Source organism: Paenibacillus sp. VTT E-133291, assembly GCF_002264395.1.
Classification (GTDB): domain Bacteria; phylum Bacillota; class Bacilli; order Paenibacillales; family Paenibacillaceae; genus Paenibacillus_AQ; species Paenibacillus_AQ nitricinens.
The window spans coordinates 1-17,162 of record NZ_NFVA01000019.1; the positions used below are offsets into that span (position 1 = coordinate 1).

The 17,162-nt window shown below is 43.0% G+C and carries 14 protein-coding genes; 3 read left to right on the forward strand and 11 right to left on the reverse strand.

The genetic code is table 11. The features are described from left to right. Positions 1-585: 585 nt before the first annotated feature. Both CA598_RS10530 and CA598_RS10535 read right to left on the reverse strand, forming a co-directional pair. Entirely contained in the window at positions 586-1,803 is a 1,218-nt protein-coding gene (locus CA598_RS10530) for an aminotransferase-like domain-containing protein (RefSeq protein ID WP_094876471.1), read from the reverse strand. Positions 1,804-1,942: 139 nt separating this feature from the next. After that, positions 1,943-2,599 (reverse strand): DNA-binding response regulator, encoded by a 657-nt coding sequence (locus CA598_RS10535; RefSeq protein WP_042186245.1) that lies wholly within the window; start codon positions 2,597-2,599, stop codon positions 1,943-1,945. A gap of 283 nt (positions 2,600-2,882) precedes the next feature. Between CA598_RS10535 and CA598_RS10540 the strand changes: the two genes are divergently transcribed. Together CA598_RS10540 and CA598_RS10545 are read left to right on the forward strand one after the other, a co-directional pair. Next, positions 2,883-3,290 carry a hypothetical protein gene (locus CA598_RS10540; protein WP_094870508.1) on the forward strand — a complete coding sequence of 136 codons (408 nt, stop codon included), beginning with the start codon at positions 2,883-2,885 and terminating at the stop codon, positions 3,288-3,290. Beyond that, a complete protein-coding gene (locus CA598_RS10545) occupies positions 3,287-4,354 on the forward strand; it encodes a phosphodiester glycosidase family protein (protein WP_094870509.1) in 1,068 nt (355 codons plus the stop codon). The genes CA598_RS10540 and CA598_RS10545 overlap by 4 nt, the downstream gene beginning before the upstream one ends. Positions 4,355-4,721: 367 nt before the next feature. Here the strand turns inward: CA598_RS10545 and CA598_RS10550 are convergent, their stop codons facing one another. The 8 genes from CA598_RS10550 to CA598_RS10585 form a co-directional block, all read right to left on the reverse strand. After that, positions 4,722-4,976: an AbrB/MazE/SpoVT family DNA-binding domain-containing protein gene (locus tag CA598_RS10550; RefSeq protein WP_039871533.1), complete on the reverse strand. Its 255-nt coding sequence runs from the start codon at positions 4,974-4,976 to the stop codon at positions 4,722-4,724. Between the two features lie 124 nt (positions 4,977-5,100). Next, positions 5,101-5,565, reverse strand: a complete 465-nt coding sequence (trmL, locus tag CA598_RS10555; RefSeq protein ID WP_042125678.1) for a tRNA (uridine(34)/cytosine(34)/5-carboxymethylaminomethyluridine(34)-2'-O)-methyltransferase TrmL — start codon at positions 5,563-5,565, stop codon at positions 5,101-5,103. Between the two features lie 124 nt (positions 5,566-5,689). Beyond that, complete coding sequence (serC, locus tag CA598_RS10560) at positions 5,690-6,778, reverse strand: 3-phosphoserine/phosphohydroxythreonine transaminase (RefSeq protein WP_094876472.1); 1,089 nt, start codon at positions 6,776-6,778, stop codon at positions 5,690-5,692. Positions 6,779-6,888: 110 nt separating this feature from the next. Further along, positions 6,889-7,776, reverse strand: a complete 888-nt coding sequence (locus tag CA598_RS10565; protein WP_094870511.1) for a hypothetical protein — start codon at positions 7,774-7,776, stop codon at positions 6,889-6,891. A gap of 151 nt (positions 7,777-7,927) precedes the next feature. Beyond that, positions 7,928-10,666, reverse strand: a complete 2,739-nt coding sequence (locus CA598_RS10570; RefSeq protein WP_094876473.1) for a GH36-type glycosyl hydrolase domain-containing protein — start codon at positions 10,664-10,666, stop codon at positions 7,928-7,930. Positions 10,667-10,695: 29 nt separating this feature from the next. Continuing rightward, positions 10,696-11,532 carry a carbohydrate ABC transporter permease gene (locus CA598_RS10575; RefSeq protein WP_094870513.1) on the reverse strand — a complete coding sequence of 279 codons (837 nt, stop codon included), beginning with the start codon at positions 11,530-11,532 and terminating at the stop codon, positions 10,696-10,698. Beyond that, the gene (locus tag CA598_RS10580; RefSeq protein ID WP_042186236.1) at positions 11,532-12,425 is read right to left on the reverse strand and encodes a carbohydrate ABC transporter permease; all 894 of its coding nucleotides are present in this window, start codon (positions 12,423-12,425) and stop codon (positions 11,532-11,534) included. The genes CA598_RS10575 and CA598_RS10580 overlap by 1 nt, the downstream gene beginning before the upstream one ends. A gap of 121 nt (positions 12,426-12,546) precedes the next feature. Then, complete coding sequence (locus CA598_RS10585) at positions 12,547-13,914, reverse strand: ABC transporter substrate-binding protein (protein WP_094876474.1); 1,368 nt, start codon at positions 13,912-13,914, stop codon at positions 12,547-12,549. 376 nt (positions 13,915-14,290) lie between these two features. Between CA598_RS10585 and CA598_RS10590 the strand changes: the two genes are divergently transcribed. After that, entirely contained in the window at positions 14,291-15,325 is a 1,035-nt protein-coding gene (locus tag CA598_RS10590) for a LacI family DNA-binding transcriptional regulator (protein WP_094876475.1), read from the forward strand. A gap of 138 nt (positions 15,326-15,463) precedes the next feature. Here the strand turns inward: CA598_RS10590 and glnA are convergent, their stop codons facing one another. Beyond that, positions 15,464-16,888: a type I glutamate--ammonia ligase gene (glnA, locus tag CA598_RS10595; RefSeq protein ID WP_060624822.1), complete on the reverse strand. Its 1,425-nt coding sequence runs from the start codon at positions 16,886-16,888 to the stop codon at positions 15,464-15,466. Positions 16,889-17,162: the final 274 nt, after the last annotated feature.

The following is a 17,162-nucleotide window of genomic DNA, read 5'->3' on the forward strand; positions in this document are numbered from 1 at the left end:
ACTTCGATTTTGATCTTTCACTTCGATTTTCGTCTTTTAATCAGGTTCTAATCATTTACTCGGACTTTAAACTTATTATTCTAATGCACACGTAACAATGTCTAGGTAACATCAAAAAGCATCCCATCGACGGGATGCTTTTTGTGTTCCAATCCGTTAAGCCATAGAAACAGAACTTACCTTCGAAGCATTAATCTCAAGGTGAGAAGTTGGATTAAGGGGAAATCATCCCTATAATTCCTCAATATACGCGCTAAAAACCGAGATATAGGGATTTCCTCCCTATAAATGCATAGATTGCTCCATAAAAAGGGCTTTTTCCGAAATTTATAGGGAGAGATTCCCTATAATCTCCATTCCAGAATATAAATCAGCCAGTTATAGGGAGAAATCACCTATAATGACCTCCCCCGCACTCTACTCCTTGCCTAATGCACCACTCTGTCCTGTATGACTTCCAGGGTGTGTCATACATTGATCTGCCAGTTCATCTGCCCACACTTCTATCTGCCGCATATGACCGCTCATCAACCTGTTCGTTACTTTTATACGTCCGATCCATCAGATTCCTTAATCAGCACCCACCTAACTCCGAGCCGTGAACTCCTTAACCGCCTCGCTCATCAGATTCATGCCGAGTAACAGCTCATCCCGGCCGGGATGGCTGAAGTTAAGACGAATGTGATTTCCGCTGCCATCGACACTACATAACGGTCCTGGCAAAAATGCCACTCCCTTACCTAGCGCACATTTTAGCAGTGCCATAACATCCATTCCCTCCGGTGGAGATACCCATAGAAACATACCTCCTGACGGCAGGTCGTAGGAGCTTCCCTTCCAAGCTGGACGTTTTAGCAGTTCAACCATTAACTTCAGTCGGGTATTATATTCTCGGTTCAGCTGCGCAATATGCTCACGAAGGTCAAAAGCGGTCACATCCAACAAATGATGCAAGAGCCGCTGATTTAATGCGCTCGATTGCCAGTCTGCCATCTGCTTGGCAGCAGCCATCATCCCGATCACTTCCCGGCTGCCTGCAGCCCAGCCCGTCCGCAGCGCGGGCGCAACGGTCTTACTGAACGAACCGATATATAATACGTGTCCGCCATCACTTATATTTTCCAGCGCATACAAGGATGGATATCTTGTGGCCCAATGTTCACCATACTTCTGGAAATGTAAATCACCATAAGAATCATCTTCTACAATCAGGATGTTATAAGCGATACAAAGACCCAGCACCTCACGCCGTCTCTCTAAGCTCCATAGGATACCACTTGGATTCGTAAAGCTTGGTGTTGCGAACAGCATCTTAGGCTTATGCAGTTCAATTTGCCTCCGCAAATGATCTGGATGAAGCCCATCCAAGTCACCCTCTACGGGAATAATGATGGCACCCTGCATCCGAAGAGTTTGCAAGAATCCTGGAGATGTCGGATTTTCTACTAATACACGATCTCCCGGGTCAATATACACCCGCGATAACAAATCAATCGCTTGCTGGCTCCCCGTTGTTAGCAGAACTCCCCCCTCGGTAACAGTTACCCCTTTTTCTCTGAGCCAATCCCCGGCAAGCCACTCCCGAAGTGGACCATACCCTGCAGGATCACCATATTGAAGTGCTCCTGCATCTGCAGATATCACCGTAGAGGCTGCTTCGGCAAGCAGCGATAATGGGAACAGTTCTTCCGCTGGTAATTCTTCAGCAAGCGATATCATGGAGCTTCTCCGTGTTTGGGTGCGAATACTTAGAAGCGGTGACGATAGCAGTGTGTGCGCGCGAGCAGAAAATTGGTAAAGCATGCGAAATCCCCCTTCCCTAGTACCAAGTAGAAATGGCTAAGTTATCCTCCTTCGAGAACCATTATCCATTTAACGTGATATGCTTTCTTCTATTTCAAGAATATTCCGCCTTTACCTTCATTATGTCGTATAGCTTGGGTTATGCGTAGATTTGCCTGTTTTGTCTTGAAAATAGAGCAAATTTCTCAATGGCTTGCGCTCGCGTCGAAACATCAAGCTTCACATAAATTTTGCGCAGGTAATTGTCAATCGAACGGCGACTTACTGCAATTTCAAGCGCTATTTTATCATAAGTAATCCCCTGAACGATTCGCTCCATAATAAACATCTCTGTCTGCGTCAATTGAAGAACATCATCCAGTCCTTTAGACGTCGAAATCGGCCAGGATCCTTTTTCTATCCATTCTAGCGGCATTGAAAGAAAACCCACTCGCAAACCCAGGATCAGCTGTAAAAGCTGATGAGGAGAAGCTCCTTTCGAGAATATCCCGCTGGCTCCCAGCTCTATGAGGGGCTGTAGCAGATCCCTGCCGTCTTCATCCGTCATCACGACAAAATGTGAGTTTGGTGAGCTTTTTTTCATATTTAACAGCACACTCTCAATATTACCTTCAGGCATATGATAATCTGCCAGCACTAGCTCGGGATTCTTTTCCCTTACGATGGAAGCGCCTTCGTCCCAAGTTGAATACATTCCTAGAACTTTAAGCTCTCCTCCCTCTTCCAAAATCAATTTTGTCCCCAGCATACTTGTAGGATGACACCCCACAATAACCACCTGCCAAACCTTCATCATTAATGCCCAGACCTCCTGCTTTATATAATCATCCAGAAAGGAAAGCGCCGCAGCGTTTCCGGTTTAAACGCAAGCAAGGAAGTATGATGACTTGTTCGTTTATTCTCTCGCTGGTTACCTTGAGTACGTCTATCAGAAATTCCAATCTATAGAAATTGTATCGCAGTAGTTTAATAGGATGCAATTACTTTTTCTAGTTTTCACACTCTCTTACATTTTTGCGAAACTAGTCAAAGTCTGATAGAATGGGGACTTGAAAAAAAGACCAACCCGAGGTGATCAAATGCAACCGCTAGCGGAAACGTCCCCGGTACACTCGCGCCGTGCTGCTGTGAGAAGCGGCTCTTCCGTAAAATGGTTTTTACTGTTCTGGATCGTGATGATTGGAATGGGTGTATATGCTGTATACAGCTACACAAACCATTTAAAGCAGCAAGTGCTGAGCGAACTTAGCAATCAGAGCCAGCAGCAGCTTACCGTTCTTAAGACCGACTATGAGTCGAAAATTGCCGTTCTCACTGAAGAAGTGAAGGAATTGCAGAATACAGTGCAAAGTTTTAACGAACTATTAACCTTCACTAAAGATAATGCAAGTGCCAAAACAGACAATAGTAACAAGCTATATACGCAATTGAGCGAGGTTAGCAAACAGTTAGAAGCTTTGAAGAAAGAAATGGATCTGATTAAATGATGACACCAGTCAAAAGAGTGAACCGTTTCTTTATGCTTCTAACCGCACCTTTTTTAGGTTTACTGATATGTATGTGGTGGTATCGACCACCGCTCGAGCTGGATCTTGATGTAGGACAATTCGCACCTATCTCAGGGCCTCTGAATGAAACAGCTGTCCTAAAAAAGGATTTAACCCTAGCCGAAGGCACTGCATCCTACACCATAGATGCAGTCAGCGCTAGCGCTAAGCTATATAAAGGAACCACTACTGCTATGAATAAGTTGGTCGAGACAGCGAAGAATCAAGCGAGCCGTCCTGAGCTTATCTATAACCGCCGGATATCTGCCAAGCTTGGAATACCTTCTGAGGTCCTTAGCAGCGACCGGATTAGAATCGAGCTGTATAAGCTGAATCCAGGTAACTATAAGGCCTATGCTTTGAAGATCAAATTGAAGGATCCAACCGCGATGCAGATGAGTCTTGCTAAAGAAGCTACTGGTGGCGCAGAAACCACAATGCACGCTGTACAAAGTCATGGCGCTATTGCAGGTATTAATGCTGGAGGCTTTGCGGATAAAGCCGGAAAACGCTATCCCTTAAGTACTACTGTGGTTGATGGAAAGTACCTCAATGGTTTCGAGCCGACATTCAAGGATCTCAGCTTCGTAGGTCTGAACAAGTCCGGACAGTTAATCGGAGGAAAATTTTACAGTCGTGCACAGTTAGATCAACTCGAACCCGTATTTGGTGCAACCTTTGTGCCTGTTCTACTTAAGAACAACGTCAAAGTACCGATCCCGGAAAAGTGGAAAACGTCCCCCAATCGGGCGCCACGTACAGTAATCGGTAATTACAAGGATGATCAGCTTCTCATCCTTGTAGCGGATGGTTATAATGAGCTTGGCAGCTCTGGTGCCCGGCTAGAGGAAATTCAGAACAAGCTATATAACATGGGCGTCATGGATGCTTATAATCTGGATGGCGGAGGATCGTCATCGCTCATCTTCAACGGAAGAGTAGTCAACAAGCCCTCAGACGGAAATCTTAGAGCTGTACCGACAAATTTCCTGTTTTTTGAATGATTATAGTAAAATGTCTATGTAACATATCACATTTGCGTTTATTTTTATTAATTTGCAGGGTATAATCTTGATAACGAATACATTTGCTAATGGAGGTGCCAGTATGTCGTTCTCATTAACCTTTTGGATCGTAACTATCGTATTTGTGTTATTTATGGTCGGCATTCTTACCTCATCTTACAACGACGACAAAACAAAAGGTCTATAAGCAAGAAATGTCTCAGTAGCCACTTGGCTCTGAGGCATTTTTTTATAAGCCTGAAACAAAAAAACTGCCACATAAGTAGAAGAAGTCTACGAATGGGACAGTTTCTTTGTTTAGAAAACTATAGGCTGTCAGAATTCTAAATGTGTAAATATGTACTTCCTAGGCGTGTCTTGGCAATTGCGTCATTTCTGAGAGGCATGCAGCGCAAATATAACGATCTTTATATTCACTCACACCTTCCATTGAACCGCAGAAAACACATTTTGGACGGTAACGCTCCAAGATGATATGGTCACCCTGTACCAAAATTTCAACCGGGTCGCCTTCATTCATCTGATACCTTTTACGCAGGGACTTAGGCAGAACAATTCTACCCAGCTGATCCACTTTGCGAACTACACCAGCAGGTTTCATATCTAACGTACACCTCTCCTGTTCAACTAATAATTTGTAGCTACTATATATTTCGGCTCATTCATTATATTTCGTTATTAAAATGTCGAATCCTGCTGAAAAAAAACAAAAAAATGTCTTTTTTCTAAACAAGATTAGGAAAATCCAGCTGTCGAAGGGCTTCATATACAATAATAGCCGCAGAATTCGATAAATTCAGCGATCTCACTGCATCACTCATCGGCATGCGCATTTTTGTTTCTTTACCCGCTTCCAGAATTTCAGCAGAAAGCCCCTTCGTTTCTTTACCAAAAACAAAGAAATCTCCATCTTGAAAATCAAAGTCGCTATATCTCTTTTCTGCTTTCGTCGTGGCATAAAAGAAACGTCCCTCACTGTACTTCTCAAGTACCTCAGCAAAAGAGTCGTGGTATTCAATGTTAACAGCGTGCCAGTAATCCAATCCTGCTCTTTTCAATGTAGCATCGTCTGTACGGAATCCGAGCGGGCGAACCAGGTGAAGATGAGTGCCTGTTGCTGCGCAGGTACGCGCAATGTTTCCAGTATTGGCCGGTATTTCCGGCTCAACTAATACGATATGGAGTGCCATTATAGGGTTCCTTCCTCTCTAAAGGCTTTAATAGCCAGATGTTTTACTCTAGTGCATAACCATAGCTTCTCCAAACAAACTGAAAACCTTCCACCCATAGGCGGAAGGTTTACGATAGAGTTCATTAACCTTGAGTTTGCCGGAAATGGTTCATGAAATCAGAAAGTGCTTTAACACTTTCGTAAGGAACTGCATTGTAAATGGAAGCGCGCAAGCCACCCACACTACGATGTCCCTTTAAGCCGACAAAACCTTCCAGTTCAGCAGCTTTAACAAACCGTTTTTCGAGTTCTTCCGATTGCATCCGGAAGGTAACGTTCATAATGGAGCGACTGCTCTTCTCAGCAACCCCACTGTAGAAGCCGTCACTTCCATCGATGTGATCATATAATAGACCCGCTTTTTCAAGGTTCTTGGAATGGATACCAGCAAGACCACCTTGCTCCTCAATCCATTTTAATACTTCGTTAACCATATATACAGAGAAAGATGGAGGTGTATTGTAAAGAGAGTTATTTTTGTAATGAGTGCTGTAACGCATGATAGTTGGGATGTTAGAAGGTGATTCTGCGAGCAATTCCTCTTTAGCAATAACTACAGTCACACCGGAAGGACCAAGGTTCTTTTGTGCTCCAGCGTAGATCATTCCGAATTGGTTGACATCGATTGGCCGGCAAAGGATATCACTGGACATATCTGCGATGAGCGGAATCGAGCCAGCATCCGGATATTCTGCATATTGCGTTCCTTCAATGGTCTCATTGGAAGTAACGTGAAGGTAGGCAGCATTTTCCGCAGCTTTAATCGAACTCAATTCAGGTATAGCTAAGAATTTCTTGTCTTCGGAAGAAGCAGCAACATGAGCGCCCCCTACCAATTTAGCTTCTTTATAAGCCTTATCTGCCCAGCTACCCGTCATAACATAGCTACCTACTTGGCCTGCGGAAATCAGGTTCATAGGGATCATTGCAAACTGTGTGCTTGCTCCACCTTGTACGAACAATACCTTATAGCCCTTCGGATTGCCGAGGAGCGAAAGCAGACGTTCCTGCGCTTCATTATGCACGGATTCGTAGATTGCTCCACGGTGCGACATCTCCATGATAGACATTCCACTTTCTCGGAAATCAACAAACTCCGCTTGTGCGCGTTCCAGTACCGTAAGCGGCAACGCTGCCGGTCCGGCATTAAAATTGTATGCTCTCTTATTCAAAACTACTCCCCACCCTTTCTCTCCTATCAATATGGATATCGCTTATGATAGCAATAATCTCACACACCAGCAAGTATAATTATTCACATAAAAGCTTTGATTGCTGCTTATTAGGATGTGAAAAAATGATAAGTTCGGCTCCAGGACTTGCTTTCATGCGGTAAAAGACTAATGTTCACAAAAACTTCAGGTGAGACCACATGGCGTTCTCCCCATAGCGCCATTCGTGCTACTGGGAAATCTCCGCTCTCGCGCACTCCTGTTCCACTAGGCTTATGGACCAACTCCCAATTGAACTCAGCCTCCGGGCCTCCCCAGCCACTCAGCTTGCAGTAAAAGGATCGGTCTGGCTCTTCTGACCAAGTAAGTGTATTACCAGATACCTCTAGTAAATTATTCGTATATTGAGATTCCGGTTCTTCTATTTTGAGCCCATTCGAGAGACGCAATTCAAAATCCGAACCTATGTTCAAGCCATCAATTCCTACGAAATTGTGGATGTACTCCTCTGTTTGGATTGGCTTATCCCCTTTGTTATGCAACTCATATGCAATTTTCAATTGATCGTTCTTTATAGAGATCGTTTTGGTCAAAAGCATTGCGTATCCGTTACTTTCCATCGGCTGGACAGTATATGTAACCGAATCAACCCTAACCTCCATATCAATAGCAAAGGGAGTTAGTGGATACTTGCTATGAAAGCTATAGCCCTGCGAATCCAGCTTTTGTAACAATCCGACTCCGGGCTTTGGAAACCAGCCTCCGATCGGCGTTTCATCATACCCAATTGCCCGGGAAATGCCAAACTCGTTGCATAGTCCACTTCCACCAGTACCTTCGCCTTCTTTCAAGCTCTCTGGCACACAAAACGTATGGTTACCCTTTTCTAACGTAACTTGTGTGATGAACCCCGTCCAGTCAAAACGAGTCCCTTTATAATCTTCACCAATATCAGCGATATCCACAGATAATACTCCATTTGAAAGCCTGTACCCCATCCCTCACAAACCCCTTTCAATCATTCAACAAATAAGTAAATTAGTCCCATTATATCATTTATGAAGAACCTTAGTTTTTATAACTTTCAAAAAAACGTCTGCAGCCGCTATTCATAACGGTGCAGACGTCTTTAATAAAATCTTGTTATGATTACGCCAGAGTCACTTCAATCACGTGAAGCTTCTCTTTCTGCAGAGCAAGTAGCTCTTCACGTGGAATAATCGCACTTCCTGAGCCGCGCTGCAGCGTCACCTCACTGCCATTCAACGTAACGGAGTGTGTTTGGTACTCTCCGAAGTTAAAGCTTCCTGTGGCTTTATAGACCACTTCAAATTCACGATCTGCAAAGATTGTCTTAATGGATGCTTTGCCCTCAGAATCAAATTGTTCTTTTACTAATTTAGGTTCTAGCAATAGATCGCCCAGCTTGCCCTTCACACCGAATACTTCAGTGACCATGGTTAGCAAGAGCCAGCTTGCAGAGCCTGTTAGATACGTGTACATCCCTCTGCCTTGCTCGTTAATATATTCAGGAATACCTGGGTAGATACGCGCTTTTTCGAAATCCGTACTCAAGCTGTAAAGAGATTCAAGGACCTTATGACCTTCTTTTACATAACCACGTTTGTAAAGCGCATTTCCATACATGATGGTCATGTGACTGAACATGGCCCCATTTTCTTTATGGCCAAAAGCAAAACCAAAAGCACGACCCAGATTTTGCTGAATCCCACCGAAACGGGAATTAAGCCTGTATCCAATCTTATCATCAAATAGATTACGATCTACAGCTGCTATAATGTGTGGAATTTGCTCCGGAGCCGCTGCATGACCCATAAGCGGGAACACTTGACCCGTTAGCGTCATACGAACGCCTTCAGAAAATTCACCCTCTACCTGTTCACCATCGTTATTATAATAACCATTAAACCAGCCATCACCATTCTCACTCTGTACCCACTCGTTGCTACGCAAATGGTTAAATAACCATTCCGCTTTTTGCTCCAGATCATCAGCTACTTTATCAATATCGAGAGATACACGAACTCCACTCACCTTATTTGGTGCGGCAGCATAATATCGATCCAATCTCTCTTGCTTACCTGATACAGAACCATAATCCACAGACTCATTAAGAGTATCCAGCAGTAGCTGCATTTCTTCCGCTAATTCAACAGTTTCCTGACCTTTGGAAGTCTTAAGATTACGCAGCACCCGAGAAATATCCAATAGATTGCTAGCATAGAAAGATGTAAATGCTACACTCTCTCCGCGATCCGCACCCATATCGAGGCCATCATTCCAGTCCGCTCCCTCGAGCAGGATATTATTATGTTCCCCTACATTAAAGAATGGAACTAGATTTTGCAGCAAAATATGTTCCAGAATTGTACCTTTGTAGATTTCCCCAGAGGCTGTTCTAAGATCACTGCCTACAGAGGTATTCCATGAAGTATCACGTTCCTTACAACGACTCATAAAAGTATCCCGGAAATAAGTCTGTTCTTGCAACAAGAAATCAAGATCACCACTCTGATCCAGATAGAGCATCGTTGTTAAAAACGGCCATGCCCCATGATCCATCCATACACGAGGGATATTGTTACGGTCAGCGATAAATTCACCTGGCTGTTGACCGATAATGGTTGCGTTACTGCCATCAATTCTCACACCAGCGTAATTGTTGAAGAGTAGGCTACGAACTTCGGCAGGCTCCATAATGAGCAGTGCCAGACAGTCTTGCCAAAGATCTCGCCAGCCACGTCCGCCTCTTCCATAATCATGATACGGTAAGAAGGAGTTACCATACAGTCTCCTAAGGACCGGTTGGATGGTTACCCATTTCATCCATTGATCTGCATCCGAGTCGCCGGTATGAAATTCAACCATATTCACTTTGTCTGCCCAGAACGCTTTAGTTTCCTCTAGCAGATGATCAAAAGCTTCAGATGTACCATATTTACTCATCAACGCTTCAACGTTAATTCTATCATTATCAATTGCCATAACTACGACATAAGAATGGCTTGCACCAGAAGACAAGGTAATTGAAGCAAAACGAAGACCACCAACGGCTTCATAACCCTCTCTATCCACGCCGCCACCTTTACCAATCTCTGGCGTAGCATTCAGAATAACAGCTTCTGGCCAGTCAAGACTTCCACCTTCACCGATAAATTCTTCTTGAATCGGGAAGAAACCATCAGGCTGACTGCCATCACCTTCTGCACCAAATACACCGTAAGAAGTGTGATTAATGCGATGACCACGCTCATCGAAAGATAGTGCAGGTTGAACCTCAACACCATAAGCTGAGGTGTAAATCCGGTTCAGCAGGGAGGTTACATGTCTGTGATCGCGCAGATCATCTGCGGAACGGGCATACAAGGGAACTACAGCCGTTGGTGTAAGAGTAAGCTCCTCTGTTCCCGTATTCGTCAACGTAACTTTCATAAGTTCTACCTTATCATTACCGCTAGGTACGAAGCTGGTAATCTCAGCTTTGACACCCATCTCAGAGTTGCTGCGAGTCACACGATGCCATAGGAATCCAGCCTCAAGTACTGCATCATCAGCAGATGAGGTGTAGAACGCTGCATTTTGCTTAGCAGAGTTTCCAGCTGCAGACCAAGCACCTTTGCCTTCGACATAAACCCAGAAATTACGTGAGGCGCGTGAATTATGCAAATCTTCAACAGATAAGGGCGGTGTTAAAAATGTATTATGACCAGTCGTCGCCTGACCATGAAGCTTCGGGGTTACAGTCGACATCATTCCCCCCTCATTTACTAGAGGGAAGTATAAGAAACTACTATGATCCGGTTGCTGAAGCTTGAACTCCCCATCCTTTCCGGTGAATTCAAAGCCTTGAATTTTTTTGCGGTCCATTGTCCCCATCCTCTCATTTACACATCTACTTAAGCTTTAACCGCACCTGCCAATGCACCGTCAACGATATACTTTTGAATGAAGGTGTACAGGACGATAAGGGGTGCAGATACGATCATGATACCGCACGCCAACATAGGCCAGTTGTTTCCGTATTGACCGCGGAATTCTTTAAGCCCGAAGGTAATTGGATAATGTTCCGGACTTGGCAAATACATGATTGGACCTACAAAGTCATTCCAAATCGTAATCGCCGTCAGGATAACACCTGTTGCGATAACAGGTTTCATCAGTGGCATAATGATCTGGAATAAATACCGCATATACCCAGCACCATCCATACCGGCAGCTTCATCCATCTCACGGCTGATCCCTTTAATATAACCTACGAACATCATGAAGACGATCCCTGTCCCTCCTGTTTTCAGGAGAATATAACCCAGCTTCGTATCATAGCCCACAAATCCAAGCTCTTGTTTCATGGTAAGCATCAATTTGAACTGTGCAACCATAGGGTTAGGCAAGAACTGTGACATCAAGAAGAACAAATAAATAAAACCGCTCCACTTCACATAATTTCTCGCCACCGGGAAAGCTCCGAATAACGAAACGATAAGTGTTAGCACTGTTGCTACAACAGTGTACAGCAAACTGTTAATGAAATAATTAGAGAAATTACCTTTTAACCAAGCTTCCTTGTAATTATCCCATTGAATACTTTTCACAAGTCCGATCGGGTCTAGCAAATAGTCCGAAAAAGACTTGAATGAAATGTTTATTACAAACAATAGTGGCATGATATACAAAACAAGCAATACTGCAATCAGAATATAGGAGAGAGTTTTGGCGGTTTTGGAATCTTTCATTAATACTCCACCTCTCTCTTACGCATTTGTTTAACTGCAAATACAACGAAGACCAGAATCATAAGGAACTGTACCACAGAAAGCGCGGATGGAAGTCCCATCTGGAGAGAACCACGGAACGTCTCTTTATACACGTCATAAGCCATCGTTCTTGTGTTAAAGCGACCGTCCGTAGTTGCGAGAATAATATCAAAGGTCGACATCGCACCGATAATGGACAAAATAATATTAATGGTGAACGATGGTGCAATAAGCGGGAACGTAATGTTTTTAAAAGATTGCCACTTCGTGGTTCCATCAATATATCCAGCTTCATACAGATCTTTCGGTACGGATTGAAGTCCTGCAAGGAAAATCAGCATGGAGTAACCCATGTACATCCAAATTTGCGTAAATATAATATAACCAAACGCATGGGTGAAGCTTCCAAAGAACATATCTTTATATCCGAACAATGAATCATACAGTTGATTTACGGGACCACTTAGCGGATCGAACATCAAGCCCCATACCAGTGCAACTACCGATACACCGAGCACAACCGGCAAAAAGAAAACTGCGCGATAAAAATAATCGCCTTTCAGCTTCTGATTAATAACTACGGCCATAAGGAGACCGACACCGTTTTGTACGATTGTAACAATGACCATGAAATAAACTGTTCGTATAATGGAATCCCATCGTTCGCCTGAATTTCCGGAGTTAAAAACACTGTAATAATTGTCAAGGCCTACGAAATTCAATTTGCTTCCTGGAACGTTAGTAATATCTGTAAATGAATAAATGACCGTCATCATAGAGGGTCCAAAATAAAAAATAACGTACAACGATAATGGAATCATAAGCAGCAGAAGCGGTAAATATCTTTTTATACCTTTTCCGAACGGATACATTTCTCTCACCTACCCAATCCTAATTCAATAAAATGATCGGGGTCTGTACGAACAGACCCCGATGTTGTAGTACATGATGGTGCACAGTATGTTGTTGATGTCTGTTTATTGGAATAACAGCTTATTTAGGAGCTGCTGCTTCCCATTCTTTTTGTTGTACATCTGCAAGTTCTTTAGCAGTTTTGAATTCGCCGCCTGGTGCCAGGTATTCAGTGTGAACACCTTCAGCAGCAATGTGCTCGCCTACATTGTCGCGGTTAATCATAATGATTTCATAAGCAAGTTCAAAGTCTTCTGCCATGTATTGGGCAAGTTCGTTATCAATGAAGTCACTGCCAGTTGCGATGTTATCTTGTGTGGGTACAAATCCGGCAGCCTTAACATATTCCGTGTAATTTTCTGGTTCAGAGAAGAATTCCAGCCATTTCAAAGCGCCTTCTTTGTTCGGACCTTTTTCTGCTGCATACCAAGTTACATCGTACTTACCGACAAGAGATGAGTTCTTAGCAGCATCTTCAGTAGCTGGGATTGGGAAATATCCAAATTTCACATCAGGATTTGCCGCAGCGATTGTAGGTGCATCCCAAGTACCGTCAGCAATCATAGCTGCTTTACCTGTTGCGAAGTACGAAGGTGCTGTTGCATAGTCAATACCCAAGAAACCATCGATGATGTAGTTATCTTGAAGGGTCTTCATTTTATCCAATACTTCTACAGCCTCAGCATCGTTGAACGCCGAAGTGCCTTTCCAAACGCCTTCAATCCATTTTTGTTGGTCGCCGCCACCTAGAATCTTAGCTTGCAAACCGAACACTGGCAGTTTCAAAGGCCATACATCTTTACCAGCCACTACGATTGGTACAATGCTCTTGGATTTCAAAGTATCTAAAACACTGATGAACTCTGTCCATGTTGTTGGAACAGTCAAACCGTTCTGTTCAAAAATTTCTTTATTATAGAAGAAACCTGACATCGCTACTTTACCGGTTGGGATCGCATACACTTTATCGTTGTAAGTACCCGCTTTGGCAATATCATTCGCATTATAGTTTTTAACGAAAGCTTCGTTGCTCAGATCAGCAATCAAACCGGAATCAATCCATTGTTGCCAGTCTGGCACTTTCGCACCTGGTGTCCAATCTTTCGGAGACAATCTCATACCGGACAAATCGGCAAGGACGTCTACGTCACCAGCTGTAATTCTTGCTCTTTGTGCTTGTTTAAATTCATCATCCGGACCTGTCGTCGTGTACTCAATCTTGTATTCCGGATATTTTTCTTCAAACTTCTTATTAATGTCTGTAATGACCTTGTTAATGTTTTCTTGTTTCCAGTGCAAGATTTTAATAACCTTTTTCTCACCATTTGCGGGCTTGCTTGTTCCGTTGCCCGAAGTAGCCTCATCATTTGTGTTGTTGCCGCTTCCACATGCTGCTAATGAGAGCACTAGCGCTGAGCTCAACAATACCGCAGAAAGCTTCTTTACCATTTTTGTTACCCCCCAGATGATTTGTATGACCTTTTAACGAAACACCATCTTAATTCCTGAAATTACGAAACTTTAGTGATTATAATACAGAAAGCGGTTTCGTTGTTTTTATTATTACATCGTTATTTATCTTTGTAAAGACTTTTTTTATTCTTTATCTTTGAACAATTCTTGAACTAAAATTCTCAAAAAGCCCTTTAAATCAAGGATATTTCTATTTGAACACCAAAGATCCCATTGACTATCTACCTATATAATTATAAAATCATTTACGAAAACGTTTCGCAATTCATATTTGAAAATCCATAAAAAGCTTAACTCAACTATACTTTTATCATAGATTATAGAGTATTTCGCATTATAAGGAGGACCAAAGTTGGCCTATAACATTAAAGACATAGCGAAAATAGCTGGAGTTTCTGTTTCGACAGTATCTAAAATCATAAATAACTACAGCGATATTTCGGAAGACACCAAGACTAGGGTACAACAAATCATAAAGGAAACCGGATATACTCCCTCCAATTCAGCAAAAACATTAGCTACAAAATCATCGAATCTAATTGGTGTTATTTTTGCAGGAATGCTGAACGTTGACTTTACCCACCCTTTTTTCATCGAAGTCCTAAATTCCTTCAAAAAACAAATGGGACTATTAGGTTACGACCTGATCTTTTTCTCTAACGAAAAATTTCAAAGTGGCGATACTAATGATTATCTTGCCCGTTGTCTGCATTTTAATGTAGATGGCTGCCTACTTATTACCGGACAAGAGCTAGAAACCTCCATCAGCGAATTGGATAATAGTTCTATCCCATGCATCGGCGTAGATTTAAAGCTGTCAGGCGACAATTCGGGTTATATCATGTCTGATAATTTTAAGTTGTCTACCAAGGTAGTCGAACACTTTTACTTATTAGGCTATCGAGAACTTGGTTATATCGGCAGCTCCTCTGAGTCAGAAATCTCCAATATACGTGAAAGTGGTTTCCGCAAAGCACTTGAAGATTTAGGACTACCGATCAACGAAAGCTGGTTCTTAAACGGCAGCAACTTCTTTGAAGCCAGCGGTTATGAGACCATGCGTAGAATGATTTCAAATGGAAACTTGCCCAGAGCGATATTCGCGGCTTCTGATCAGTTAGCTATTGGAGCTATGCGTGCCCTAAAGGAATCTGCTATTACTGTTCCTGGAACCGTCGCGATTATTGGCTGTGACGATATCGAAGCCTGCAATTACACAACACCACTCTTAACTACGATTAAACAAAATAAAGATAAAATCGGCCGTCTAGCCGCGTTAATGCTGTATGATCTAATAAACAATCAATCAGGCACGAGCTCTTTCAGCGTCGAGCCTGAGCTCATCATAAGAGAATCCTGTGGCGCTCCTGAGCGGGGTTTAGTATAGCCCTGAAGCAAAAAAAGAGGATATCCGTAGCCATATCAATGGCCAAAGATATCCTAAACAACACAAAAGGTGTCCCTAAGCCCTTCCCATGGCTTCGGAACACCTTTATTCGTTTAAGCTTTATTTATCTAAGCAATCTTACAGGTCGAAGTACAGAGAATATTCATGTGGATGAACACGAATCGCAACCTCTTGAGCCTCGGAACGTTTCAGAGCAATATAATTATCAATGAAGTCCTTAGTAAATACGTCGCCTTCAGTAAGGAACTCGTAATCAGCTTCCAAAGAATCAAGCGCTTCGCCCAGGCTGCCTGGAACGCTGCGGATCTTTTCTTTGTCTGCATCGGACAATTCATAGATGTTCTTATCCAGAGGACCGTAACCCAGTTCTTGTGGGTTGATCTTGTTCTTGATTCCATCCAGACCTGCCATCAGCATGGCGGAGAATGCCAAGTAAGGGTTAGCCGTGGAATCCGGTGTACGGAACTCGATACGACAGCCTTTTGGTGTCACAGCTGCTACCGGGATACGAACTGCTGCAGAACGATTTCCTTTGGAGTATACCAAGTTAACCGGTGCTTCGTAACCAGGAACCAAACGTTTAAAGGAGTTGGTGCTTGGGTTAGTCAAAGCGATCAGAGCTGGTGCATGGTACAAAATACCACCAATATAATGAAGAGCCATTTCACTCAAGTTAGCATAGGCGCCTTTTTCGTAGAACAAAGGAGTGTCTCCATCAAAGATGGATTGGTGTACGTGCATTCCGCTACCATTATCACCGAACAGTGGTTTTGGCATGAAAGTCGCTACTTTTCCGTACTGACGTGCAGTGTTTTGTACAATATATTTATAAGTCATGAGATTATCAGCAGTTTTCTTCAAGGTATCAAAACGGAAGTTAATTTCCGCTTGACCTGCAGTGGCTACTTCGTGGTGATGACGCTCAATGCGTAGTCCCACTTCAGCAAGCAGACGGCACATTTCACTGCGGATATCCTGTTGGGAATCCACAGGTGCTACAGGTACATATCCACCTTTAACGCCAACTTTAAATGCCAGGTTGCCGCCCTCTTCTTTACGACCCGTATTCCAAGCCGCTTCTTCAGAATCTACGAAGAATGAGGAACTGTTCATACCGCTCTCGTAACGAACATCATCAAAGATAAAAAATTCAGACTCAGGTGCGAAGAATGCCGATGTTCCAACTCCGCTCTTCTGCAGGAATTCTTCAGCTTTCACAGCAATACCGCGAGGATCGCGCTCATAGCGTTCACCATCAGGAGTGAAAATGTCGCACATTACGTTCAGCGTTGGATGAGCTGTAAACGGATCAATGAACACACTGTTCGGATCAGGCATCATAACCATGTCTGATTCTTCAATACCACGGAATCCTTTGATGGAAGAACCGTCGAATGCTACCCCATTTACAAAAGTTTCATCTTCCACTTCAGAAGCAGGCAGAGAAATGTGGTGAGCACGGCCACCTAAATCTACGAATCGAAAATCTACCCACTCGATATTGTTTTCTTTAATTGTTTGCAACACTTTTTCAACCGACATGAATTTTTCCTCCCCCAAGTTCCGAACATTAAGCCCCTCACAGTATGCAAATGTTCTTGTTTCATTTTTATTTGCTGTCGTCATTATAAATCTCATACCTAACATCGTCAATGCTTATGTCAGGTATTTCTTTCAGCAATGTAAGATATTCTAACGCTTTCGTGAAATCCATTATTTTCGTTAATATTCATAACATTTCTAACTTATCCAATAGAAAAAAAGCCCAACTATCCCGTTATAGCGCGGGTTTAGAGGGCTTCCAAGGTAGCGATAT

Bases quoted from the DNA above. Each gene is read 5' to 3' on its own strand.
- CA598_RS10530 (WP_094876471.1), bottom strand. From the start codon at position 1,803: ATGCTTTACCAATTTTCTGCTCGCGCGCACACACTGCTATCGTCACCG.
- CA598_RS10535 (WP_042186245.1), bottom strand. From the start codon at position 2,599: ATGATGAAGGTTTGGCAGGTGGTTATTGTGGGGTGTCATCCTACAAGT.
- CA598_RS10540 (WP_094870508.1), top strand. From the start codon at position 2,883: ATGCAACCGCTAGCGGAAACGTCCCCGGTACACTCGCGCCGTGCTGCT.
- CA598_RS10545 (WP_094870509.1), top strand. From the start codon at position 3,287: ATGATGACACCAGTCAAAAGAGTGAACCGTTTCTTTATGCTTCTAACC.
- CA598_RS10550 (WP_039871533.1), bottom strand. From the start codon at position 4,976: ATGAAACCTGCTGGTGTAGTTCGCAAAGTGGATCAGCTGGGTAGAATT.
- trmL (WP_042125678.1), bottom strand. From the start codon at position 5,565: ATGGCACTCCATATCGTATTAGTTGAGCCGGAAATACCGGCCAATACT.
- CA598_RS10565 (WP_094870511.1), bottom strand. From the start codon at position 7,776: ATGGGGTACAGGCTTTCAAATGGAGTATTATCTGTGGATATCGCTGAT.
- CA598_RS10570 (WP_094876473.1), bottom strand. From the start codon at position 10,666: ATGGACCGCAAAAAAATTCAAGGCTTTGAATTCACCGGAAAGGATGGG.
- CA598_RS10575 (WP_094870513.1), bottom strand. From the start codon at position 11,532: ATGAAAGATTCCAAAACCGCCAAAACTCTCTCCTATATTCTGATTGCA.
- CA598_RS10580 (WP_042186236.1), bottom strand. From the start codon at position 12,425: ATGTATCCGTTCGGAAAAGGTATAAAAAGATATTTACCGCTTCTGCTG.
- CA598_RS10585 (WP_094876474.1), bottom strand. From the start codon at position 13,914: ATGGTAAAGAAGCTTTCTGCGGTATTGTTGAGCTCAGCGCTAGTGCTC.
- glnA (WP_060624822.1), bottom strand. From the start codon at position 16,888: ATGTCGGTTGAAAAAGTGTTGCAAACAATTAAAGAAAACAATATCGAG.